Consider the following 22,116-nt stretch of genomic DNA (forward strand, 5'->3'; position numbering starts at 1 on the left):
TATTTAAGGGGTTATCCGAAAACGATTTCGGGCAACGTGAAGGTTTATTTATATGGCTGTGTTTATCTGAGGCTAGCATGCTGCAAAGTATTCGAAATGGCTCCAGAAGCTGGGGCGCCAAAATTATTATCGGTCTCATGGTGGCTGCCATGGCGCTGTTTGGGGTGGAATCACTGTTTAGTGTGTTTGGCAGCGATCCCAATGAAGTCGCAAGTGTCAATGGCCAGCCCATCATGCGTCAGCAGGTTGAGCTGGAGGTGCAACGAGCGCTTCGGTCAGGCCAGGTCCCGCCGGAACAAGAGCGTGCGTTGCGCAATGATATGCTGGACCAGTTGATCACCCAGCAACTGCTTACTCAGTACGCTGATGACGGTGGGTTCTACGTCTCCGATGCACAGTTAGACCAAATTATTGTAGGCCTCCCCGAGTTTCATGATCAAAATGGTCATTTCTCGGCCGACATTTTCCGTAACCGGCTAGCGGGTGCAGGTTATTCACCTGTCTCGTTTCGTCAGGACTTGCGCGTCGACATTAAGCGTCAGCATTTGCAGCAAGGCTTGGCATTCAGCGATTTTAGCCTGCCCAGCGAACAGGCTCGTTTGGCCGAGTTACAAAATCAGCAGCGCAGTTTTCGTTATGTGCTGATGAACAGCGACGACGTAGATGTTGATATCAATGTCACCGACGAGCAGGTACAGGCTTACTATGATGCCCATCAGGAGCGTTTCGAGCGGCCTGAGCAGGTACGCGTTGAGTATGTGCTGATTGATCGCCAAGCCATGGCCGCTGAAAGTGAAATTGATGAAGAGACGCTTCGCCAGGCGTGGCGTGAACAGAATCAAAATGCGGATCGACGCATTTCACATATCATGGTGACCTTTGGTGATGAACGTTCCCGTGAAGAAGCACGCAGCATTGCTGACACTGCTTATGATGACCTGGAAGATGGCGAATCCTTTGCTGATACGGTACTCCGCTACTCTGATGACACAGCAAGTGCCGAGGAAGGAGGCGATCTAGGTACGATTTCGCGCGGTATTTTCGGCAATGAATTTGATGAGGCTGCATTCTCTCTTGCTGAAGGCGAAACGTCGCAGGTCGTTGAAGTTGATGGTGCCTTCCACATTCTGCGAGTGACCGATGTTGATGCCCCCTCGTTTGAAGAGCAGCGCGACACTCTGCGTCAAAACGTGGCGTTAGGAGAAGTTAACGATACGTTTAACGCTAACGTCCAGCAACTGATTGACCAGAGCTTTGCTGCGGACGATTTGCAAAGCGTCGCTGATGATATTGGTTTAACGTTGACGCAAACCGATTGGCTCGCGCGTGGTGAAGGCGAAGGCGTTCTTTCGGAGCCGGGCGTGCTGGATGAAGCCTTCAGCGAAGAGGTGCTGACGGATGGCTATAACAGTGAAGTGATTGAGCTCGACGATGATCGACGCTTGGTCTTGCGTGTGGCCGAACACCGTGAAGCGACGCTGATAAGCCTGGATGACGTTCGCGATGAGGTAGAGCAGTCCGTTGCCGCCCAACAGCGTCAACAAGCCATGCTTGAGCAGGCTCAAGCAATGACAGCTTCGCTTAATGCGGGTGAGACGCTCGACGTCAATTGGCTTGAAGCCACTAACGTTAGTCGTCAGCAGAATAGTTCTTTACCTCAAGGGTTGGTGTCGGAAGTCTTCCGTATGCCGAATCCGGATGAAGGTGAAAGCCAGTACCGGGCTGTTACGCTGTCGCAAGACGTTGCGGTTATCGCGTTGGATGACGTATCGGCAGGCGATGATAATGATCAAATAGCGGGTTTTGTCGCGCAAATGGCTGAGCAGTTAAGAGCCCAGGCGGTGATCCAGGGCTTGATTGACACCCTGTATCAGGAGGCGGATATCAAGCGCTAACGTTGTCAGGTATGAATAAAAAAGCCGATCATCGATTGATCGGCTTTTTTGTGTTTGCTGAAGGCAGTTACGCCGCGGGCGGCGTGGCCAAGGAGAATTGACGCAGCCTGGGTTCAGGGCGGTCAGACTCCTCGATAATCACATCCCAGCCGTGCTGGTCATCCCAGTCACCCAGTACAAAGCGTTTAGCAGGTACGTCTTCCACCGTAAGATCATGAACCTTAGGGCGGTGCGTATGGCCATGGATCATGGTGGCAACGCCATAACGCTCCATCAGTTGTACGACTTCAGCATGGGTCACGTCCATAATCGCTTCTGCCTTGTTGGCGTTGGCATCGCCTGATTGCATGCGTAGGCTTTTGGCAAGCTCCAGGCGCTGCTCAAGAGGCAGCGTTAGAATCTGCGCTTGCCATTCAGGATTGCGCGACTGCTGCCTGAACGCCATATAGGCTTCATCCTGGGTGCACAGGCTGTCGCCATGCAACAGCACAAGCGGCACGCCCTCCAACTCCACTTCCTGCACATCGGAGAGCAGTGTTGCCTGGCAGGCATTAACAAACCGTTCGCCCAGCAGAAAGTCACGGTTGCCATGAGACAGATAAATAGCCGTGCCGTCATCGCTCAGATTGCGTAAGCGTTGGATGACTTCAAGCGCCACGGCGCTAAGGGGATGCTGAGTGTCGAGTAAGTCATCACCCATCCACGCATCAAAAAGATCACCCAAAATATAAAGGGCGTTTGCGCCCTGGGCCGTTTGTTCCAGATAGCGATAAAACCCCTGATTGATCTCAGGGGTGTCGCTGCTTAAGTGCATGTCAGCTACAAGCAGTGTGCGCATGGTGCTCCCGAAGAGTTATTCTGCTTCTTTTACATAAGCACGCTCAATGATCACATCTTCCGCAGGCACATCCGCATGCATGCCACGGCGTGTTGTGCTCACACCCTTAATGGCGTTGACCACGTCCATACCATCAACTACTTCACCAAAAACGGCGTAACCCCAACCTTGAAGGCTTTTTCCGCTGTGATCCAAAAAGCCGTTGTCGCCAACATTAATGAAAAACTGGCCAGTCGCCGAATGGGGGTCTTGCGTTCGAGCCATGGCAAGCGTGCCGATAGTGTTCTTTAAGCCATTATCCGCTTCATTCTCGATCGAATCACGTGTCGGCTTCTGGTTGAAATCCTGATCAAAGCCACCGCCTTGCACCATAAACCCGTCAATGACGCGGTGAAACAGTGTGCCATCGTAAAATCCATCACGAACATACTGCTCGAAGTTAGCCGCTGTTACCGGCGCTTTTTCATGGTTAAGCGCGATAGTGATGTCACCGTGGTTTGTCTGTAATACGATCATGAATAAATTCCTGTTCAATGAAGACGTTCGCCTTGGCGCTGTGCATCGGCGTCACGCTATAATAGCGGTTTTGCTTGGCACCGCGAAGCGCTAACCTAATAGCGTAGGCAGAGGTTGCCTGGCACGCCATCCACCACGAGGTTTTCAACACCACCATGACCAACGAGACCACCCCAGCGCCGAACTTCATTCGCAACCAAGTACGCGACGAGATCGAGGGCGGCCAGGTCACAAAAATCGTGACGCGTTTTCCCCCAGAGCCGAACGGTTTTCTGCACATCGGCCACGCAAAGTCGATCTGCTTAAATTTCGGATTGGCGGAGCAAATGGGTGGTGAGTGTCATCTGCGTTTTGACGACACCAACCCGGCGAAAGAAGAGCAGGCTTATATTGATGCCATCAAAGAAGACGTCAGTTGGTTAGGTTTTAGCTGGGCGGGCCCGGTTCGCTTTGCTTCTGACTACTTTGACCAGCTTTATGCCTGGGCACAGCATTTAATTCGCGAAGGCAAAGCCTACGTGGATGATCTCACGCCCGATGAGATCCGTGAGTATCGCGGTACGCTAACCGCTCCTGGCAAGCCAAGCCCTTACCGCGAACGTAGCGCTGAGGAGAACCTGGATTTACTCGAGCGTATGCGTGTTGGCGAATTCGGTGAAAGTGAAAAAGTGCTACGTGCCAAAATCGATATGGCATCGCCTAACATCAACTTGCGCGATCCCATCTTGTATCGCATTCGTCATGCGAATCATCACCAAACCGGTGATAAATGGAAGATTTATCCTTCCTACGACTTCACTCATGGGCAGTCGGATGCGATCGAAGGTATCACTCACTCAATCTGTACGCTGGAATTTGAAGACCACCGTCCGCTATATGAGTGGTTCCTGAATAATCTCCCGGTTCCCGCCAAACCACGTCAGATTGAGTTTGCGCGCTTAAACCTGGATTACACGCTGACCTCTAAACGCAAATTGAAGCTGTTGGTAGACGAGCAGATCGTAGACGGCTGGGATGACCCACGGATGCCGACGATTTCCGGCATGCGCCGCCGTGGTTATACCGCCGCCTCTATTCGTAAGTTCTGCGAAATGATCGGCGTGACGCGTGCCGATGGCGGGCTTGTCGATATCGCCATGCTGACCCACGCTATTCGCTCGGACCTTGAAGATAACGCGCCGCGTGCCATGTGCGTGTTGAAACCGCTCAAGGTCGTACTGACTAATGTGGCAGAAGACCACGAGGAAGTGTACGACGTGCCGGGACACCCCGCGCGTGACGACATGCCGATGCGTAAGGTACCGTTTGGTCGCGAGCTGTACATTGACCAGGATGACTTCATGGAAGATGCACCCAAGAAGTTCTTTCGCTTGGCGCCAGGCAAGGAAGTTCGCTTGCGCAACAGCTACATCATCCGTTGTGACGAGGTGATCAAGAACGACGCCGGTGACGTGGTTGAGCTGCTCTGTTCGGTGGACTTCGACACGCTCGGCAAAAACCCGGAAGGGCGCAAGGTGAAAGGCGTGGTTCACTGGGTCAGCGCCACTCACGGTGTGCCCATGGAAGTGCGTCTGTATGACAACCTGTTCATGGTCGAGCAACCGGACCGTGACAAGGATGTTGATTTCCTTGAACACCTGAACCCAGAATCATTGGTCATCTGCCAAGCAATCGGCGAGCCAAGTCTGGCCGAAGCCGTGCCGGAAGATCGTTTCCAGTTTGAACGCATGGGTTACTTCTGCGCTGACCGTCACCTCTCCAAGCCGGGGCAACTGGTGTTTAACCGTACCGTAGGGTTGAAAGATAGCTGGGCGAAAATCAAACAGAAAGGTTAAGGATCGTCATATGCAAATTTACAATACGCTGACGCGTCGCAAGGAGCCATTTACGCCGCTGGACGCGGGTAAGGTAAGCATGTATGTCTGCGGCATGACGGTGTATGACTATTGTCACCTTGGCCACGCCCGCGTCATGGTCGCATTTGATGTCATTACTCGCTATTTGCGCCACCGTGGCTATGACGTTACCTACGTGCGTAACATCACCGATATCGACGATAAAATCCTTAAGCGTGCTGAGGAGAATGGTGAAAGCATTACGGCGCTAACCGAGCGCATGATTGATGCCATGCATGAAGACGAAGCGCGGCTGAACGTGCTGCCACCCAGCCAAGAGCCCCGTGCAACGGGGCATGTTGGGGATATCGTCGGCATGATCGAAACGTTGATCGAAAAAGGTTTTGCCTATCCTGCCGGAAATGGCGATGTGTATTACCGGGTGCGCAAATTCGCCACGTACGGCAAGCTCAATAACCGTCAGCTAGACGATATGCGTTCAGGTGCGCGGGTTGATGTGGATGTTCATAAAGAAGATCCGCTTGATTTTGTGCTTTGGAAAGCGGCAAAACCGGGTGAGGCGCACTGGTCATCACCCTGGGGCGATGGCCGTCCTGGCTGGCATATTGAGTGTTCGGCCATGTCGACCTGCTGTTTGGGTGATACCTTTGATATTCACGGTGGCGGGCCCGATTTGACCTTCCCGCACCACGAAAATGAAATTGCTCAGTCAGAAGCCGCGACGGGGAAAACCTACGTTAACACCTGGATGCATGCGGGTGCTGTCCGTGTGGATCAGGAAAAAATGTCGAAGTCGCTAGGCAACTTCTTCACTATCCGAGACGTATTGGCCGAACATGATCCGGAAGTGGTGCGTTACCTGTTGGTTGCCAGCCACTACCGGAGTGCGATTAACTACTCGGTTGATTCCCTCGTAGAGGCGCGTAAATCGTTAACGCGTCTTTATACCGCGCTGGATGGCGTCGACACTGCGGCTCAAATGGATGAAGCCGCTAGCCCTTATCGGGACCGCTTCACCCAGGTCATGGACGATGACTTCAATACCCCGGAAGCGCTCGCTGTGTTATTTGAGTTGGCGCGAGAAGTTAATCGTGCCAAAAGCGATACACCTGAAAAGGCCGTGGGGCTGGCTGGTGAATTAAAACAGCTCGCTGGTGTGTTAGGGCTTCTCACGCAAACGCCCGCCGCGTTTTTAAAAGGCTCCCAGTCGCAAGGGGTAGCGCTTAGCGAAACGGCTATCCAGGAAAAAATTGCCCAGCGTCAGGCAGCGAAAGCGAATAAGGATTTTGCTCAGGCAGATGCCGTTCGTGATGAGTTGGCGGCGCTAGGTATCGTGTTAAAAGACTCACGTGAAGGAACTACGTGGGTCATTGAATCTCCTTAGCAAGAGCCGGTGTGCCAGGCGTCGCTATAGCGGCGTCTGGCAGCCACTCAAATGCCACTTATACTAGTAATGCCTCCCCTCACTAAAAGACGTCTACTAAAGGATTGCCAAGATGCGCTTTACTATCAAATCTCTGCTATCTGTCGCTGCCCTGTCGTTGACAACATTAAGCCAAGCGAATGCCAATGAGCCCGTTGTCGTTGCCTCCAAAATCGACACGGAAGGGGCGGTGCTGGGTGAGTTAATCATTCAGACGCTAGAGCGCAACGGCATACCAACGCAAGACCGCCTTCAACTGGGTGCTACGAATGTGGTGCGTACCGCGCTAACTGCTGGAGAAATTGATCTATATCCTGAATACACCGGAAACGGTGCTTTCTTTTTCGATATGGCGGATAGCGATGTATGGAAAGATGCTGACCAGGCACATCAAACCGTACGTGAGTTGGATGCGCAAAATGGGTTGGTATGGCTAACGCCCGCGAGCGCGAATAATACCTGGGCCATGAGTATTCGTCAGGATGTTGCAGATGAGCATAATTTGAAAACACTGGATGATCTTACTGCTTATATTGCTGATGGCGGCGATTTCAAATTTGCGGCCAGTGCAGAGTTCGTTGAATCCGCTCAGGCATTACCCGCTTTTCAAGATGCGTACGGATTTGAGTTAACGGATGAACAGCTGCTGGTGCTTTCAGGCGGTAATACAGCGGCTACAATGCGTGCCGCGGCTCAACAAACCAGTGGCGTTAACGCAGCGATGACCTATGGAACGGATGGCGGCTTAAGTGCCTTGGGCCTGGTGGTATTGGAAGATTCGAAAGGCGTTCAACCTGTCTATCAGCCCGCACCGGTCGTACGAGAAAGTATTCTTGAAGCCTATCCGGATATCGAGCCGCTGCTTCATGATGTATTTACAACCCTGGACGAGGTAACGCTGCAAGCGCTTAACGCGGATGTAGCCGTTAACGGTTTATCGGCAAGTCAGGTCGCTAACGACTATCTCGACCGTTTGGATAACTAATAAATGTCGCTTTTGGATGCGCTGCCCACGCCTCGTTTGGGGCGTGGTGGTTACCCTAATGCTGTTTTAATCAGTTTAAGTGTGGTGATGCTGGCAGCGGTTTGGGGGGTGGATACCGTCAGCGTTGCACCTAACCGAATTGTGCAAGGAGAGAGTGTTAACGTTCAGGGCGCCTTCGGCTGGCCCGGTGCTGTGCTTGTCTCATTACTGGTCATTGCGTTGGGAAGCCTGGCGTATCAGCCCAGCCGTACCCACTATTGGGCGGCCTTGGGCGTAGTGGTATTACTACTGACGCTGATGCCGTTTGGATTAATGGTCGCCAGCCACTTTTTAATAGACCCAGAGCTTCCTCAAGCGCGATTAGGCATCGGGGGCGGTTATTGGGTTGTCTTGTTTATCTCATTGTTAGGTATCGTTGAACTACGCCTGCGGCTTGGTTTAAAACGTTTATGGCCGGTTCTCATATTGTCAGGCGTTGGACTGATTTGGTGGCTTTGCGCGTGGCTCTGGTTAAGCGACTTGGCTCTGGTTCAGGAATTTAAAGCGCGGGATCATCAATTTATACAGGCGATCAGGCAGCATATTTTCCTGGTGAGCACCGCTGTGAGTATGAGTGTGGTAATGGGCACGCTGCTTGCCCTGTTGATGCGTCGCTTTGCCAGGCTGCAAAAGGTTGCTTTTGCGCTGCTTAATTTCCTCCAAACCATCCCTAGCCTGGCACTCTTTGGCCTTTTGCTGGCGCCGCTGGCGTGGCTTGCCGCCAATGTGCCTTTCCTAGCTAAGGTTGGGGTGAGTGGAATTGGTAATACGCTCGCGCTTATTGCGCTGGTGGCTTATAGCCTGCTGCCGATGGTGCGCAATACCTACACTGCCTTGGAAGAGGTCAGTCCGGATACTCTGGAAGCCGCAAGCGCCATGGGCATGCACCGTATTCAGCGGTTTTGGCAGGTTCGCCTACCCTTGGCGCTGCCTGTGCTGTTGGAGGGTGTACGCATTACGACGGTTCAAGCCATTGGGCTTACGGCAGTAGCGGCTTTGATTGGCGCAGGGGGCTTAGGTACCTTCATCTTTCAGGGGCTAGGCCAGGCCGCCATGGACATGGTGCTGCTGGGTGCACTGCCCATTTTGATATTAGCTTTGTTAGTGGATGCGGGCCTGGGTGCCTTGGCAGAAGCACTGCGCCCAGGAGGCGTCCAATGATCGAACTTTCACACGTCTCAAAGCGTTTCGGTGCTGAAACGGCAGTTGATGCCATTAATCTAAAGGTGGAAAAAGGCCAGTTTTGTGCCCTGGTAGGTACCTCTGGCTGTGGCAAGTCGACTACGTTGCGCATGATCAATCGCTTAATCGAAAAAAGTGATGGTGAAATTACTCTGGATGGCCAGGCCATTGAAGTGTATGACCCGGTCAAGCTGCGCCGCCGGATCGGATATGTGATTCAAAGCACGGGGCTATTCCCTCACTGGACGGTTGCTCGCAATATTGGGCTGGTACCACGCCTACTGAAATGGCCTGCGAAAGATATTCAGGCGCGGGTTGAGGAGCTAATGGGCTTGCTTGGCTTGCCGGTTGCTGAGTTCGCACATAAATATCCGCATCAGCTTTCTGGTGGGCAGGCTCAGCGCGTAGGTGTTGCTCGCGCCTTGGCGGCTGATCCGGATATTTTATTAATGGATGAGCCTTTTGGCGCGCTGGATCCTATCACGCGCGTCAAGTTGCAGGATGAGCTGGCAGGCCTTCAGGCGCGGTTACATAAAACCGTTGTGTTTGTCACACATGATATGGATGAAGCGCTTAAGCTGGCTAATCATCTTGTCGTTATGCGCGATGGCCATATCGTGCAGCAGGGGACACCGCTTTCACTATTACAGCACCCCAAGGACCCTTTTGTTGAATCGCTTTTGGGTGGGCTTGAGCGTGGTTTAAAGCAAGCGGCCTTAACGCGAGTCAAGGACCACATGTCTTCGATGGGGCCAACATTACCCTCGCAATTTCGTATACCCGCTGACTTTTCGTTGCGCCAAGCGCTTTCCATGATGCTGCGCGACCATACGGATCGTCTTGCTGTCGTCGATCAGGCGGATGTTCCAATTGGCGAGCTGTCTCTGCGCAAGATAGTAAAAGAGGCCCAGTTGGAAAAAGGAAGCATGCGTGAAGCCTGATGTGAAGCGTGTGATGCGTTCGACCCAAGCCACCGCAAAGACGGTCTGGTTGTGGCCATTCTTATGGGGCACGCTGTTGGCTGTCTGTATCGTGGGAATACCGCACGCCCAAGGTATCTTTCAATGGATAGAGCCGGATGTTCGGCAGGTTATCTATCAACGTACACCTTTTTATGTGTTGCTTGAGCGCCATGTGCTGGTCGTTGGAGTTGCCGCGGTTGTTACCATAAGCTTGGGTGTTGGCGCAGGCATTGCGGTAACGCGTCGAAAAGGGCAGGATTTTTTGCCGTTAGTGTCACAACTTGCATCACTTGGACAAACGTTTCCCCCCGTGGCGGTATTGGCATTGGCCGTGCCGGTACTGGGTTTTGGCACCTTGCCCATTATTGTAGCGTTGATGCTTTATGGCCTGCTGCCGATTGTACGCAATACCCTGGCAGGGCTTCAGGATGTTGATAAGGATATTAAAACCGCAGCCCGTGCAGTGGGGCTAACGCCCCTCCAGGTGCTTTACCAGGTAGAGCTGCCTTTGGCTGCGCCCGTCATATTGGCAGGTATTCGTACCTCAGTGACTATCAATATTGCGACCACTGCACTCGGTGCCACGGTGGGCGCCAGTAACCTCGGGGACCCGATCATTGCCGGCATTATTAATAACAATATGGCTTACGTCCTTCAGGGGGCCTTGGTGATCGCGCTTCTGGCGCTTACGGTTGATAGCATGTTTGATGCACTTCAAACCAGGCTGCGCTTACGACTCTCTTCTTCCTAACGCCTTGCTTCTAGGGTCTGTCTGAAAAGTCGACGAGCGAAGACAAGACAAGGCAAAAATTGGCGAAAAAACGGAGTTTACATGTGTAAATGAGTATTTTGAGCCAATTTTTAACGCCGTATTGTCGAGCGCAGACACTTTTCAGACAGAGCCTAAACCGCCATCTCCTTGAACCGTTCCAGATTATCTTGTCGTCGTTGGTCTCTTCGTCTTAAGTGGTATGCCTAAAGTCCTTGTGCTGCGTTACTGTCGTAGTCGTTGCGTTGACTGAAACCAGATAAATCCACTGGCATAAACAGTCATCTCCGACAATACTGCCTTCAAAAGAGGCATAACAAGGACAATAATGATGATTCGCTACGTACACCAGCCGACGTTTCTGACGGGCGATGAGCTTTCCATCTCCACCTTCAGCTTGCTCGACCCTGAAGGCGAACTTTATAGCGGTGCCGAAGCGCCTGCGCTAGAGCGTGAACATGCACGCAGGCTCTACCAGGCCATGCTATCCACTCGTATTCTTGACGAACGTATGATGGCCGCACAGCGCCAGGGGCGGCTTAGCTTCTACATGCAGTGCGTAGGAGAAGAAGCGGCGGTGGTGGGCGCCACCGCCGCCCTGGACGATGCGGATATGATCATGGCGCAATACCGTGAGCAGGGTGCGCTGATGTATCGCGGTTTTTCTATTGATGAGTTTATGAACCAGCTATTCGGCAATGAGCTGGATTATGGCAAGGGCCGCCAAATGCCGGTTCACTACGGTTCACGTAAACTTCACTACATGACGATTTCGTCACCCTTGGCTACCCAAATCCCCCAGGCAACCGGCTATGCCTACGGTCAAAAACTTGCAGGCGATGGGCAGTGTACGTTGACCTTTTTTGGCGAAGGCGCAGCGTCAGAGGGCGACTTTCATGCGGCGCTTAATATGGCCTCTGTCCATAAAGTGCCCGTCATCTTTTTCTGCCGTAATAATGGCTATGCCATTTCCACTCCCGCCGTTGAGCAGTTTGCCGCGGATGGCATTGCACCGCGCGCGTTTGGTTATCACATGCACGTTATTCGTGTAGATGGCAACGATGTACTTGCCGTATACGAAGCCACTCGGCAGGCACGCAAGCTGGCGGTTGAGCATAATCACCCGGTGCTGATTGAGGCGATGACGTATCGCCTTGCCGCTCACTCATCCTCTGATGATCCTTCTGGCTATCGCTTAAAAAGCGAAGAAGAGACATGGCGCCTCAAGGACCCCGTGCTGCGAATGCAAAAATGGATGTTGAAGAAAGGTTGGTGGAGCGAAGAGGAGGAAACCCAGCAGCAGGAATCACTGCGCCGTGATGTGCTTGAAACCATGAAGCGTGCTGAAAAGCGGCCTCCACCCTCATTGGATAGCCTGGTAAGTGATGTTTATGCCGATGTAACCCCAGCGCTTCAACGTCAATTCGACCAACTTAAAAGCCATATTCGTCGCTACCCTGAGGCGTACCCCCAAGGCGCTCGGTCGTTAGACTTGACCGTGCAGACGCCCACTGATTCTAAAGGGGAGGCGTAACATGCCCACAATGAATATGTTGCAGGCCATTAACAATGCGCTGGATATCGCCATGGCGGAGGATGAAAAGGTCATTTGCTTTGGTGAGGACGTCGGCATTTTCGGTGGTGTGTTTCGCGCCACCAGCCATCTACAGGAAAAATACGGTAAAGCGCGGTGTTTTAATACGCCCCTGGTAGAGCAAGGCATTATTGGTTTTGCCAACGGTTTGGCAGCACAGGGTTCGGTGCCTGTTGCCGAGATCCAGTTTGCCGACTATATCTTTCCCGCGTTTGACCAGATTGTTAACGAAACGGCCAAGTATCGTTATCGTTCAGGCGACTTGTTTAACGTCGGCGGACTAACGATCCGTACCCCGTACGGTGGGGGGATATCCGGTGGGCTTTATCACTCTCAGTCTCCGGAAGCCTACTTTACCCATACGCCTGGGATAAAAGTGGTGGTGCCGCGTAATCCCTACCAGGCAAAAGGCCTGTTGCTGGCTTCCATCCGAGATCCAGATCCGGTACTTTTTTTAGAACCCAAGCGTCTTTACCGCGCTTCAGTGGGCGAGGTGCCGGAAGAGGATTATCAGCTGCAGATAGGTGAAGCAGACATCATCAAAGAGGGCAGCGATATTACCCTGGTAGGATGGGGAGCCCAGATGGAGGTAATTGAAAAAGCAGTAGAGCTTGCTGAAGCGCAAGGCATTGCCTGCGAAGTGATTGATCTGCGCTCCCTGCTTCCCTGGGATGCCGATACCGTTGCTGAGTCTGTACTAAAAACAGGTCGGCTTGTCATCAGCCATGAGGCACCGCTAACCGGAGGTTTTGCCGGCGAAATAGCAGCGACCATTCAAGAGCGTTGTTTTCTCTATCTCGAATCGCCGATAAAGCGGGTGACCGGGCTGGATACTCCTTTCCCCTTGGTGCTGGAAAAAGAGTATTTTCCCGATCATTTGAAGATTTTTGAAGCGATTCGTGAAAGCGTTAATTTCTAGCGCCCAAGGAGAAGAGCAATGAGCGATTTTAAATTGCCAGATATTGGCGAAGGCATCGTTGAGTGTGAAGTCGTGGAGTGGCGGGTTGCGGAAGGTGATCATATCGAGGAAGACCAGCCCATCGTTGAGGTCATGACCGACAAGGCGCTGGTGGAAATCACCGCCCCTGAAGCGGGTGTGGTAACACGGCTTTATGTGCCACAAGGGCAAATTGCCAAAGTGCATGCTCCACTCTACGCCTACCAAGGCTTGGATGAGAACGAAGGAGAAGGAGGCAGCTCTGTTTCGCATCATGCATCGTCAATAAGCGAGCTACCGGATGTGCCGGATGACGCTGCTGAGTTACCCGTCGCTACGCCGCCTAGTAACCCAACTGCACAGGGAGCTTATGGAAAAGTGCCCGCGAGCCCGGCGGTAAGGCGGCTAGTACGAGAGCATGGGTTAACAATTACCGAGGTGGCTGGCAGCGGCAAAGAGGGCCGAGTGCTTAAAGAAGACGTGCTGGCGCATATTCACCACAACGAGGAAGAGCCGTCGATAGCCAAGCCAGTGCCTACTATCGGTGAGACGCACAACCCAGAGCAGGACGCGCCACGTATAGAGCCCTTACGCGGCGTGCGTGCCGTGATGGCAAAACGCATGGTTGCCTCTGCAACGACTATTCCGCATTTTCACTATGGCGAAGAGCTTGATGTTACTGAGCTATTGGCGCTACGCGAGCGGCTAAAGCCTCAGGCAGATGCTCAAGGGCAGCGCCTTACGCTGATGCCCTTTTTTATGAAGGCGTTAGCACTCGCCTTGGCCGAAACGCCGATACTTAATGCGCAACTCAATGAAGCCGGTGACGAGCTTCACTACTATCCTCAGTGCAATATAGGTATGGCGGTAGATAGCAAAACCGGATTATTAGTGCCCAATGTTAAAGGCGTTGAGCGTTTAACGTTGCTTGATATCGCTCGTGAAGTGGGCCGCTTGACCGTTGCTGCACGTGAAGGCCGTGTCGACCAGGCTGATCTAAAGGGAGGGACGATCAGTATTTCCAATATCGGTGCCTTGGGGGGGACTTATGCCACGCCTATTATTAATGCCCCCGAAGCGGCTATTGTTGCGATAGGCAAAACGCAGTGGCTGCCGCGTTTTGATGAGCAAGGCGCCGTTCAGCGCCGCGCCATTATGACAATTACCTGGGCAGGAGATCATCGGTTCATTGATGGCGGCACCATTGCGCGCTTTTGTAATACATGGAAAGGCTTTTTGGAAGCGCCTGAAACCATGCTGCTTTATTTGGGATAAATGCACGCTTAGGACACAAGATGCCGCAGGCGCCGTTACAGCAATTTTATATACCTGAAGAGCAGTCGGTCTATCTGCTGAGCCATAATGATGCGCAAAAGCTTAAAGACTGGGTAGCGCTCTGCCAGGCCCAGCTTAGTCAGCTTGGGTATCAGGGGATTGAGCTGATTGGCAAAGGCGCCTACGGTTTTGTGTTTTCTGGCAGCGTGCCCAGTGGCGATACGCTGGCGCACTACGTGTTCAAATTTTCTCGCATTACGCTGCCTACACACTTACAGGAACGTCTCGAAGAAGAGGCGTTTATGCTGGATCAAGTGTCTCATGCTCGCATTCCCAAGTTAATCACCTACCAGCGCGCAAGAGGTCAGTCGATTTTAGTCATGGAGCGCGCACCCGGTTGGAACCTAGAGCAGATATCCCTCAAAAGAGGACGTTTGTCACCACGCTTGATTATGCGTATAGCGCGTCAGCTTGTTGATATTTTAATCGCGCTTCGCCGCGATGCTGGGCCCCATGGCCGGCCAGTAGTACATGGCGATATCAAACCCTCCAATCTGGTCTTCGACCCTGACACAGAGTCTATTGCACTGATTGATTGGGGATCGTCTGTTTTTGCTCAACTGGATGCTCAACTACAGTTCGTTGGGGCGAATGTGATGGAGCTGATGTCCGATAACCTGCAGCAAACCAATGCACGTTTGGGTGACGTCTATTTTATTGGTGAAGAGCAGCTAAACGGTGCGCTCTCTTCGCCACGTTTTGATGAACAGGGCGTGGCGGGCACGTTGTATGCGCTGGCATCAGCACAGTCGTGCCGGTTTGGCCATCGCGCTATTCCTGCAAGCTCCCTGGGGTTGCCTATGGAATTTGCCCGTACATTGGATGGTATGCTGGACCCCGACCCGCAGGTTCGCCTTACTGCAGGCAGTTACTTTATCGACACAATGACGCGCATGGCAAACGTGGTAATGATTGACTTCCCCACCAGCCCCGAGGCGCCTCTTGTGCCCGTATGGGTTCGCCCTGTGCAGCAGGAAATTGATACCGTGGTGTATAGCTCTCGCAAGGCGTTTCTGCGAGAAGCCAGCGTTGAGGAAACGCTCAACGAGGTTAACGATGTACAGTTGGACCGTTACTATAAACAGTTTATGCAGGGGATGGGGGAGACAGAAAAAGCGTTTTTAGCCTCGGTAAGTCGGCTGGGTAAATATCCGGTAGTAGGAGGGCTGGCCGTACGTTGGGAGCGCGAAGGGGTATATATTGATTCTTCCCTCAACTTGCATGACCCAAACGTGAAGCCCGCCTTTATTGAAGCTGTTAATAATACGGTTCACTTGGCGCGCGCCATTCATCGCCAAGGCGTTTTCAAAAGCTGCTTATTTAATGCGCGCCAAACGCTGCATATAGAGCGGGAAACGGAGCATGAGCCGTTTTACTGCCAGCCTGATATGGTGATTAACTACGAAATGAACGCGGTACCAGAGCTGGAGGATCGGAGCCGCCAGCATAGTTATTTTGAAGATGGGCCCGATCCGGAAGAGCTGTTGATATTGCCCGCCGAGATTATGACGATCCTGCAGCAACTTAACGATATTCATCATACCGGAATGATTATCTTCGAGGCGCTCCCTCAGCATCTTAAAATACACAGTTATTACCGGCTGCTTGACCCCGCAAGGGAGCGCGAGTTTCAAACATTGCTTACCCATATTTTAGGCGCGGTTAACCAGATCCAGGGGTTGGGCGTTTCTGGTTTTATGAAGATGCCCTATAAAGACACCCGCTTTTTTACCCATCTGGAGCGGCAGCCCGAGCGCTACTACCCACACAATCCACGAGAACACGTTAAAAACATAAAAGCCTGCTGATCTCTTACGGATAGACATCAGCAGGCTAAAAGTGACGTCAAACAGTGGTCTAAAAAGAAGACCTGTTAGCTTGCAGCCATGTGATCAGCTGTTCAACCAGTGTGTCGCTTGCGCGGCCAAAGGCGTCGACCACTGAAGATATATCAACATCGGTTGCCTGGCTGGTCGTGGTAAACGTGCGGTAAGCAATAGGAGCTCGGTCATGGGCGTTTACAAGCTGGACATCGAGCTGAATAACGGCATTAGGGCGCCCATTTTCATACTCACTTTGAAAACTACGCAGTGAGCTAAGTAGCTGCAGTTGCGAGGGCAGTTGATCGGTTCCGACATTGCCAAAGAGCTGACTTTGCTGCAAGCCTTCTATTAACCGTGATTGAACGAGAGCGGGGGTATCTTCATACCAGCGAGCGCCTTCATACACATTAACGATATTTTTTTCCGGATAGACCACTATGCGATTACCGCTTAGCAGGTATCCGGCTTCTGGCGTAGCAATGCCCAATGTTTCAGTCGCTGCATTGGAGGACATGTTTATGTCAGGCACGTTAGTGGAGGGGAGGCGATAAAGCGTCGCCGGGTCGTTTTTAGGGACGATGGAGCACCCAGCGCTCAACAAGAGTACGGATACAGTGAGTACGGCAAAAACAGGGCGTAAGTTCATGGGCTAAATTCCTTTATCTGGTCCCGGCCCAACAAGAATTCAATTGGGTTTTCATCCAGCTCACGGGCGATACGATCCAATGAGTTAAGCGTTGAACGCAAGGAAGAAAGCGCAGGACCAATATCGCGGGTGCCTTGCAAGGTGCTATCAACTGCGTCAGCATTTTGCTCTATCAGTTGCTCCATCCGCTGCGCTGCGCGGGCGATATCCTGGCTGGCATTGGCAGCATTTTGCATAACGTTTTGTCCATCTTGTTCGAGCAGCTGGGTAACTTGCTCACTCAATACGTTAATACTGGCCATCGTGGTGGTCGCTTGGCGTGATGCAGTGCCTAATAGGGCTAAATTCTCTTCAAACGCTTCACGCTGTGACGCTATCATTTCGGTAATTTGGTCTATATTCGTCAGGACGTTACTTGCATTCTGACGATTACTATCATCGAAGAGGTTATTCACATTAGCCAAAATTGAGTTAATGTTATCAACCACTTCTTTACCTTCTTCTAAAAAAGTGGAGAGCGGGGAGGGGTCTGCATGAATAACGGGTATTTCATCACCCGCATGATCAATTAACGCAGGACTATCCGGTGTTCCACCGTAGAGCTGTATCGACATGCTGCCAGTAATACTCGCAAACGCTAGCTGCGCGTGGGTATCTTCTTTGACGGGGGTATCTTTTTCGACACGAATTTTGGCAATAACCTGACGAGGATCTGCAGGGTTGAGATTCAGCGTTGTTACATCGCCTACTCTGATGCCGTTATATTGCACTGCACTTCCTACTGTCAGCCCGCTAACGCTGCGTTCAAACAAGACACGGTACGTTTGATAGTCGCGCTGACCCGCTGCATGGCTGATCCAGAGCGTAAATAGCAGAGCCGCTGCCGCCGTTATTACCGTAAATAAACCAATTAGAACGTGATGAGCGCGTGTTTCCATGTGCTACTCACTCCTTAGCTGACGATCATTTGAGTGGGCGGTCTTGTTGGCGGCTCTGCCACGAGGCCCGTTAAAGTAGTTCTGGACCCATTCATTATCCGTCCGGGCAACATTTTGAATGGTATCCGTTACTAAAACACGTTTCTGAGAAAGTACGGCCACTCTATCGCAAGCTGCATAAAGTGTATCCAAGTCGTGTGTTACCAGGAAAACGCTAAAGCCGAGCGCATTACGCAACGTGACCAGCAATTGGTCAAACGCAGCGGCGCCAATAGGGTCCAAGCCTGCAGTAGGTTCATCAAGAAACAGAATGTCAGGGTCTAATGCCAGTGCGCGAGCCAAGGCGGCACGCTTAATCATGCCCCCAGAGAGCGACTCTGGATACTGCAATGCAGCTTCGGGCTCAAGCCCCACCAGCGAGAGTTTTACCCGCGCCAGATATTCCGCATCTTCTCGTGGTAATTTGGCATGCTCAATAATGGGCAGCGCCACATTCTCTTGTAAGCTAAGCGAGCTAAACAGGGCGCCTTGTTGAAAAAGCACGCCAAAGCGTCGCTCAACCTGGCTGCGCTCCTTACTGCTTAACTGGTTAAGATCATTACCCAACACATTAATTTTGCCTGCATTGGGGCGTTTTAGCCCCACGATACTGCGCAAAAGAACAGATTTCCCCGTACCTGATCCGCCCACGATTCCGAGAATCTCGCCGTCGAGTAGATCAAGGTCCAGCGATTCATGTACGACGTGGTTACCAAAGCGGTTTTCCAGACCGCGAACTTCAATCACCGGTCGTCCAGACGAGTGGCTGGGTGATTGGTTTGAGGAGTCAGTAGATTCGCTCACCAGCCCATCTCCATAAAGAACAGAGCGGCAAGTGCATCAATCAAAATAACCATGAAAATGCATTGCACGACACTGGATGTGGTATGAGAACCTACTGATTGTGCACTACCACTAACCTTGAAGCCTTCCAGACAGCCAATGACGGCAATAACAAAGGCGAATATGGGGGCCTTGCTCATCCCTACCAGGAAATTATTCAACGCAACATCTTTTTGCAGTATGTAAAGAAATTGCCCCGTTGATATATCCAAAGAGAGCACAGCGACAAGCGCACCTCCCATTAAGCCACACATCATTCCTATAAAGGTAAGTAGAGGCAGACTAACGAGAAGCGCTATGATCCGGGGCAGCACTAATAACTCAATAGGGTCTAGCCCCTGCGTCTGTAGCGCGTCAATTTCTTCATTGGATTTCATCGACCCCAACTGAGCCGTAAATGCACTGGCAGTTCGGCCTGCCAATAAAATTGCTGCCAACAAAACGCCAAATTCACGTAGAAATGAAAATGCCACCAGGTCAATGGTGTAAACAGTCGCGCCAAATTGTTCGAGAACAGTGGCGCCCAGAAACGCAACGACCGCACCCACCATGAAGGTTAACAAAGCAACAATGGGAACGGCATTAAGGCCGCTTTGCTGTATTTGGGCGACGGTGGCAGTTATTCGCCAGCGTTTTGGTTTAAAAGCGACCTGTACCAGTGTCGCGATGACGAGCCCGATGAAGGCCAGCAACTGGCGTTGCTGCGACCATAACCCCGCCATGTGCTCCCCAATACTTGCCAGCGCATCCGTGAGACGGTTGGAACTATGCTGCACGGCTTCGATCGGGGCATCCATTGCTTCAGCGATACGCTTTAAAAGCGCTTGTTGTTCCTGGGGGAGCTCGCCTGCCCAATCGCTTATTGCGCGAGACTTTTCAATACCGATCATGCCAACAATGACAGCGGCACCTGCGGTATCCAGTCGCTCAATACCGGTAAGGGATATATCGTTTGGTTGGGAATAGTTTTGAGCCGCATTTTTTAGCTGCTTGTAATTAGAAAGCGTCCATTCGCCCTGTAATACTAATTTTTCGTCCCGCTTTATAATCCACTCACTTGGCATTTTTGCTCCTAAACGCCGTTGGCTCGCTAAAATATTCACATTACTTTAATCGAACCATCTAGAGAAGCCCTCTCAAAACAACGTATTACTTACTCCTTCGTAATTATACTGTAGCTTATTAATCGCCGTTTAGAGTAGCCAGTTATACGCATGTTATCCATCTTATTTAGGAAAACTCTCGCCAGGCCGCGTAGGTACTCAAAAAAACCCGACCTGTTAGAGCGTCCAGAAAGTCGCTCTTTTTAAGCTTGTCCATGACAGGACCTTTCACTTCCGACAAATGAAGTTTGACGTTGGAATCTTTGAGTCGCGCATTGATGGCATCAAGGCTTTCCAGCGCAGAGGCGTCAATCAGGTTAACCGCTGAACAAATCAGTACCACATGCTCAAGTTCAGGATGACTGGCCACCAGGTTATAAACAGTATCTTCCAGGTAGCGAGCATTGGCAAAGTAGAGGCTTTCATCGATACGCAGCAGTGCCACATGGCTAATGGTTTCTACATTATGGCGGTGGGTATTACGAAAATGTTCGGTATACGGTACCCGGCCAACCAGTGCACTGTGTGGGCGACTGGTACGGTAAAGAAATAGCGCTATCGATAATGCAACACCGCTCATAATACCGGCTTCAACCCCCTCGGTCAGCGTCAATAAAATGGTCACGGCCATTGCGGCAAAATCGCTGCGCGAATAACACCAGGTTTGACGCAGCATGGAAATATCCACCAGCGTTAAAATAGCCACCGTAATGGTGGCGGCCAAGGTGGCAATCGGTAGGTAATAAAGCCAGCCGGTAAATGATAAGGTGATAAGTGCAATGCCCAGAGCCGCAAACGCCCCGGCCGCTGGGGTTTGGGCTCCGGCGTCATAGTTGATCACCGTCCTTGAAAGCCCCCCCGTTACCGGCATTCCGCTGGTAACACCCGCTGCCAGATTGGCGGCTCCCAAGCCGATCAGTTCCTGGTTTGGTGAGATGCGCTGGCGCCGTTTTGCCGCCAGCATTTGGCCCATGGACACGGACTCGACAAAACCTACCAAGCTAATCAGCAGCGCCGGAATTAACAATGCTCGCCATAAAGAGGCGTCCTCCCACGGAAAGCTAAGCGCTGGCAAGCCGCTTGGAATAGCGCCTACGACCTTAACGCCTGCCTCTGTGAGTTGCCAATGCCAGGTAATAAACGTAGTTGTAACGACGGCAAAAACAGGCCCCGCCTTGGTGATTAAGTCAGCAAGCGCGGCAGGAAGGCCCAGTGCGCTAAGCGTTTGCTTCCCATAGCGACGCATGGCAATAAGAAATACCAACGTGCCTGCGCCAATCGCAAATGTGTAGGGGTTAAATTGAGGCAGGTTGGGGAGTAGCGTCATCACACGCTCAGTTAGCGTGAAGCCGCTACTGGAGACGCCTAAGAGACTCCCTAACTGGCTTGCTGCAATGAGTATTCCTGAAGCGGTTAAAAAGCCAGAAATGACCGGATGACTTAAAAAGTTACTTAAAAAGCCCATCCGTAGCGCGCCCATCGCGACTAATATAGCGCCAGAAAGTAATGAAAGTACCAAGGCTGCCTGTAAATAGGCATCAGTGCCTGGCTGCGCTACGGAAGCGAGCGCTGCGCCAGTCATCAGCGCGATAATGGCAACGGGGCCTACGGCGAGCGTACGGCTTGTCCCCATTAGGGTGTATAGAAGCTGCGGCAGGATACTGGCATATAATCCGACAACGGCTGGCAGTCCCGCTAGTAATGCATAAGCAAGCGATTGCGGAATGACCATGATGGTCACAATGATCCCAGCAAGCACATCAGCACCCAGCAGGCGTCTATGATAGTGCGGCAGCCAAGTGAGAATAGGTAAATAACGCTTAAACATGGGCTCCGGGCCATCAGGCATCAATGGTTTTTAAGAACCGTTGGTTCTTTTATTAATCCTTATATTAACGCGTTATGCCAGTAATTACGGCTAAGGTTCTTAAATAAGCCACCTCTCTTCCCCCAAAGTGTTACTTATTTCATCAGCATAACCCGCTTTGCGCCGCTCAGTGTTTTTATGGCCGACCAGCAGCATCTGGATAGAGCGGATGCGTAATGTCACCGAAATGATTGAAGGCATTGCTAGGCAAGCCTATTTGTTATCACTTAATGCGTCGATTGGAGCGGCCCGAGCGGATGAACATGGCAGCGCGTTTGCCGTGGTGGCCGAAGAGGTACGGAGCTTGGCGCTCAAGATCTCAACCGCGACCCAAAACGTAGAAACGCTGGTTAAGGAGCATCAAAGCGGCCAAGGAGTTGTCTCTACGATGGGGGCAATAATGGTGCGTATTCGAGAGCGTTCCGAGGGGGGACAACAGGTAGGCAAGCGTACAAGAGCCGCTGCTGACGGAGTATAGCTTGAGCTATGCGATTGCCTGTAATCGTGATGGCTACGTGTCTACTCA

19 protein-coding genes are annotated in these 22,116 nt (G+C 51.9%); 12 read left to right on the forward strand and 7 right to left on the reverse strand.

The annotated features are described in order from the left end of the window. The first annotated feature begins 77 nt into the window (after window positions 1-77). Window positions 78-1,895 (forward strand): SurA N-terminal domain-containing protein, encoded by a 1,818-nt coding sequence (locus ACT3RQ_RS03665; RefSeq protein ID WP_444680005.1) that lies wholly within the window; start codon window positions 78-80, stop codon window positions 1,893-1,895. A 67-nt stretch (window positions 1,896-1,962) separates the two neighbouring features. On the opposite strand, the gene ACT3RQ_RS03670 is transcribed toward ACT3RQ_RS03665, so the two are convergent. After that, complete coding sequence (locus tag ACT3RQ_RS03670; protein ID WP_444680006.1) at window positions 1,963-2,733, reverse strand: UDP-2,3-diacylglucosamine diphosphatase; 771 nt, start codon at window positions 2,731-2,733, stop codon at window positions 1,963-1,965. 15 nt (window positions 2,734-2,748) lie between these two features. Then, window positions 2,749-3,249 (reverse strand): peptidylprolyl isomerase, encoded by a 501-nt coding sequence (locus tag ACT3RQ_RS03675; RefSeq protein ID WP_087111461.1) that lies wholly within the window; start codon window positions 3,247-3,249, stop codon window positions 2,749-2,751. Window positions 3,250-3,404: 155 nt separating this feature from the next. Between ACT3RQ_RS03675 and ACT3RQ_RS03680 the strand changes: the two genes are divergently transcribed. The 10 genes from ACT3RQ_RS03680 to ACT3RQ_RS03725 all read left to right on the forward strand — a co-directional run bounded on the left by ACT3RQ_RS03680 (window position 3,405) and on the right by ACT3RQ_RS03725 (window position 16,139). Further along, window positions 3,405-5,084 (forward strand): glutamine--tRNA ligase/YqeY domain fusion protein, encoded by a 1,680-nt coding sequence (locus ACT3RQ_RS03680; protein WP_444680007.1) that lies wholly within the window; start codon window positions 3,405-3,407, stop codon window positions 5,082-5,084. 10 nt (window positions 5,085-5,094) lie between these two features. Next, window positions 5,095-6,489: a cysteine--tRNA ligase gene (gene cysS / locus ACT3RQ_RS03685; RefSeq protein WP_444680008.1), complete on the forward strand. Its 1,395-nt coding sequence runs from the start codon at window positions 5,095-5,097 to the stop codon at window positions 6,487-6,489. 112 nt (window positions 6,490-6,601) lie between these two features. After that, window positions 6,602-7,513, forward strand: a complete 912-nt coding sequence (gene osmF / locus ACT3RQ_RS03690) for a glycine betaine ABC transporter substrate-binding protein OsmF (RefSeq protein ID WP_444628417.1) — start codon at window positions 6,602-6,604, stop codon at window positions 7,511-7,513. 3 nt (window positions 7,514-7,516) lie between these two features. Beyond that, entirely contained in the window at window positions 7,517-8,713 is a 1,197-nt protein-coding gene (locus tag ACT3RQ_RS03695; protein WP_444680009.1) for an ABC transporter permease, read from the forward strand. Then, window positions 8,710-9,675: an ABC transporter ATP-binding protein gene (locus ACT3RQ_RS03700; RefSeq protein WP_444680010.1), complete on the forward strand. Its 966-nt coding sequence runs from the start codon at window positions 8,710-8,712 to the stop codon at window positions 9,673-9,675. The genes ACT3RQ_RS03695 and ACT3RQ_RS03700 overlap by 4 nt, the downstream gene beginning before the upstream one ends. A gap of 13 nt (window positions 9,676-9,688) precedes the next feature. Further along, window positions 9,689-10,447 (forward strand): ABC transporter permease, encoded by a 759-nt coding sequence (locus tag ACT3RQ_RS03705; protein ID WP_444680091.1) that lies wholly within the window; start codon window positions 9,689-9,691, stop codon window positions 10,445-10,447. A 349-nt stretch (window positions 10,448-10,796) separates the two neighbouring features. Next, the gene (locus ACT3RQ_RS03710) at window positions 10,797-11,999 is read left to right on the forward strand and encodes a thiamine pyrophosphate-dependent dehydrogenase E1 component subunit alpha (protein WP_172118813.1); all 1,203 of its coding nucleotides are present in this window, start codon (window positions 10,797-10,799) and stop codon (window positions 11,997-11,999) included. Between the two features lies 1 nt (window position 12,000). Continuing rightward, window positions 12,001-12,978 (forward strand): alpha-ketoacid dehydrogenase subunit beta, encoded by a 978-nt coding sequence (locus tag ACT3RQ_RS03715; RefSeq protein ID WP_444680011.1) that lies wholly within the window; start codon window positions 12,001-12,003, stop codon window positions 12,976-12,978. 18 nt (window positions 12,979-12,996) lie between these two features. Continuing rightward, window positions 12,997-14,271, forward strand: a complete 1,275-nt coding sequence (locus ACT3RQ_RS03720) for a 2-oxo acid dehydrogenase subunit E2 (RefSeq protein WP_444680012.1) — start codon at window positions 12,997-12,999, stop codon at window positions 14,269-14,271. Between the two features lie 20 nt (window positions 14,272-14,291). Further along, the gene (locus ACT3RQ_RS03725) at window positions 14,292-16,139 is read left to right on the forward strand and encodes a protein kinase domain-containing protein (RefSeq protein ID WP_444680013.1); all 1,848 of its coding nucleotides are present in this window, start codon (window positions 14,292-14,294) and stop codon (window positions 16,137-16,139) included. Between the two features lie 49 nt (window positions 16,140-16,188). Here the strand turns inward: ACT3RQ_RS03725 and ACT3RQ_RS03730 are convergent, their stop codons facing one another. The 5 genes from ACT3RQ_RS03730 to ACT3RQ_RS03750 form a co-directional block, all read right to left on the reverse strand. After that, on the reverse strand, window positions 16,189-16,800 hold the full coding sequence (locus ACT3RQ_RS03730; protein WP_444680014.1) for an ABC-type transport auxiliary lipoprotein family protein: 612 nt from the start codon (window positions 16,798-16,800) through the stop codon (window positions 16,189-16,191). Beyond that, a complete protein-coding gene (locus ACT3RQ_RS03735; protein WP_172118784.1) occupies window positions 16,797-17,738 on the reverse strand; it encodes an MlaD family protein in 942 nt (313 codons plus the stop codon). The genes ACT3RQ_RS03730 and ACT3RQ_RS03735 overlap by 4 nt, the downstream gene beginning before the upstream one ends. A 3-nt stretch (window positions 17,739-17,741) precedes the next feature. Then, on the reverse strand, window positions 17,742-18,581 hold the full coding sequence (locus ACT3RQ_RS03740; RefSeq protein WP_444680015.1) for an ABC transporter ATP-binding protein: 840 nt from the start codon (window positions 18,579-18,581) through the stop codon (window positions 17,742-17,744). Further along, a complete protein-coding gene (locus tag ACT3RQ_RS03745) occupies window positions 18,578-19,684 on the reverse strand; it encodes an MlaE family ABC transporter permease (RefSeq protein WP_172118782.1) in 1,107 nt (368 codons plus the stop codon). The genes ACT3RQ_RS03740 and ACT3RQ_RS03745 overlap by 4 nt, the downstream gene beginning before the upstream one ends. A gap of 166 nt (window positions 19,685-19,850) precedes the next feature. Next, entirely contained in the window at window positions 19,851-21,551 is a 1,701-nt protein-coding gene (locus ACT3RQ_RS03750) for a SulP family inorganic anion transporter (RefSeq protein ID WP_444680016.1), read from the reverse strand. Window positions 21,552-21,759: 208 nt separating this feature from the next. On the opposite strand from ACT3RQ_RS03750, the gene ACT3RQ_RS03755 reads away from it, so the two are divergent. Next, entirely contained in the window at window positions 21,760-22,068 is a 309-nt protein-coding gene (locus ACT3RQ_RS03755; protein ID WP_444680017.1) for a methyl-accepting chemotaxis protein, read from the forward strand. Window positions 22,069-22,116 lie beyond the last annotated feature (48 nt).

This window comes from Halomonas sp. AOP43-D1-4, assembly GCF_052446175.1.
Lineage (GTDB): Bacteria > Pseudomonadota > Gammaproteobacteria > Pseudomonadales > Halomonadaceae > Vreelandella > Vreelandella citrativorans.

Bases quoted from the DNA above. Each gene is read 5' to 3' on its own strand.
- ACT3RQ_RS03745 (WP_172118782.1), bottom strand. From the start codon at position 19,684: ATGCCAAGTGAGTGGATTATAAAGCGGGACGAAAAATTAGTATTACAG.
- ACT3RQ_RS03715 (WP_444680011.1), top strand. From the start codon at position 12,001: ATGCCCACAATGAATATGTTGCAGGCCATTAACAATGCGCTGGATATC.
- ACT3RQ_RS03695 (WP_444680009.1), top strand. From the start codon at position 7,517: ATGTCGCTTTTGGATGCGCTGCCCACGCCTCGTTTGGGGCGTGGTGGT.
- ACT3RQ_RS03675 (WP_087111461.1), bottom strand. From the start codon at position 3,249: ATGATCGTATTACAGACAAACCACGGTGACATCACTATCGCGCTTAAC.
- ACT3RQ_RS03735 (WP_172118784.1), bottom strand. From the start codon at position 17,738: ATGGAAACACGCGCTCATCACGTTCTAATTGGTTTATTTACGGTAATA.
- osmF (WP_444628417.1), top strand. From the start codon at position 6,602: ATGCGCTTTACTATCAAATCTCTGCTATCTGTCGCTGCCCTGTCGTTG.
- ACT3RQ_RS03720 (WP_444680012.1), top strand. From the start codon at position 12,997: ATGAGCGATTTTAAATTGCCAGATATTGGCGAAGGCATCGTTGAGTGT.
- ACT3RQ_RS03670 (WP_444680006.1), bottom strand. From the start codon at position 2,733: ATGCGCACACTGCTTGTAGCTGACATGCACTTAAGCAGCGACACCCCT.
- cysS (WP_444680008.1), top strand. From the start codon at position 5,095: ATGCAAATTTACAATACGCTGACGCGTCGCAAGGAGCCATTTACGCCG.
- ACT3RQ_RS03725 (WP_444680013.1), top strand. From the start codon at position 14,292: ATGCCGCAGGCGCCGTTACAGCAATTTTATATACCTGAAGAGCAGTCG.
- ACT3RQ_RS03665 (WP_444680005.1), top strand. From the start codon at position 78: ATGCTGCAAAGTATTCGAAATGGCTCCAGAAGCTGGGGCGCCAAAATT.
- ACT3RQ_RS03705 (WP_444680091.1), top strand. From the start codon at position 9,689: ATGCGTTCGACCCAAGCCACCGCAAAGACGGTCTGGTTGTGGCCATTC.
- ACT3RQ_RS03750 (WP_444680016.1), bottom strand. From the start codon at position 21,551: ATGTTTAAGCGTTATTTACCTATTCTCACTTGGCTGCCGCACTATCAT.
- ACT3RQ_RS03730 (WP_444680014.1), bottom strand. From the start codon at position 16,800: ATGAACTTACGCCCTGTTTTTGCCGTACTCACTGTATCCGTACTCTTG.
- ACT3RQ_RS03700 (WP_444680010.1), top strand. From the start codon at position 8,710: ATGATCGAACTTTCACACGTCTCAAAGCGTTTCGGTGCTGAAACGGCA.
- ACT3RQ_RS03710 (WP_172118813.1), top strand. From the start codon at position 10,797: ATGATTCGCTACGTACACCAGCCGACGTTTCTGACGGGCGATGAGCTT.
- ACT3RQ_RS03755 (WP_444680017.1), top strand. From the start codon at position 21,760: ATGCGTAATGTCACCGAAATGATTGAAGGCATTGCTAGGCAAGCCTAT.
- ACT3RQ_RS03680 (WP_444680007.1), top strand. From the start codon at position 3,405: ATGACCAACGAGACCACCCCAGCGCCGAACTTCATTCGCAACCAAGTA.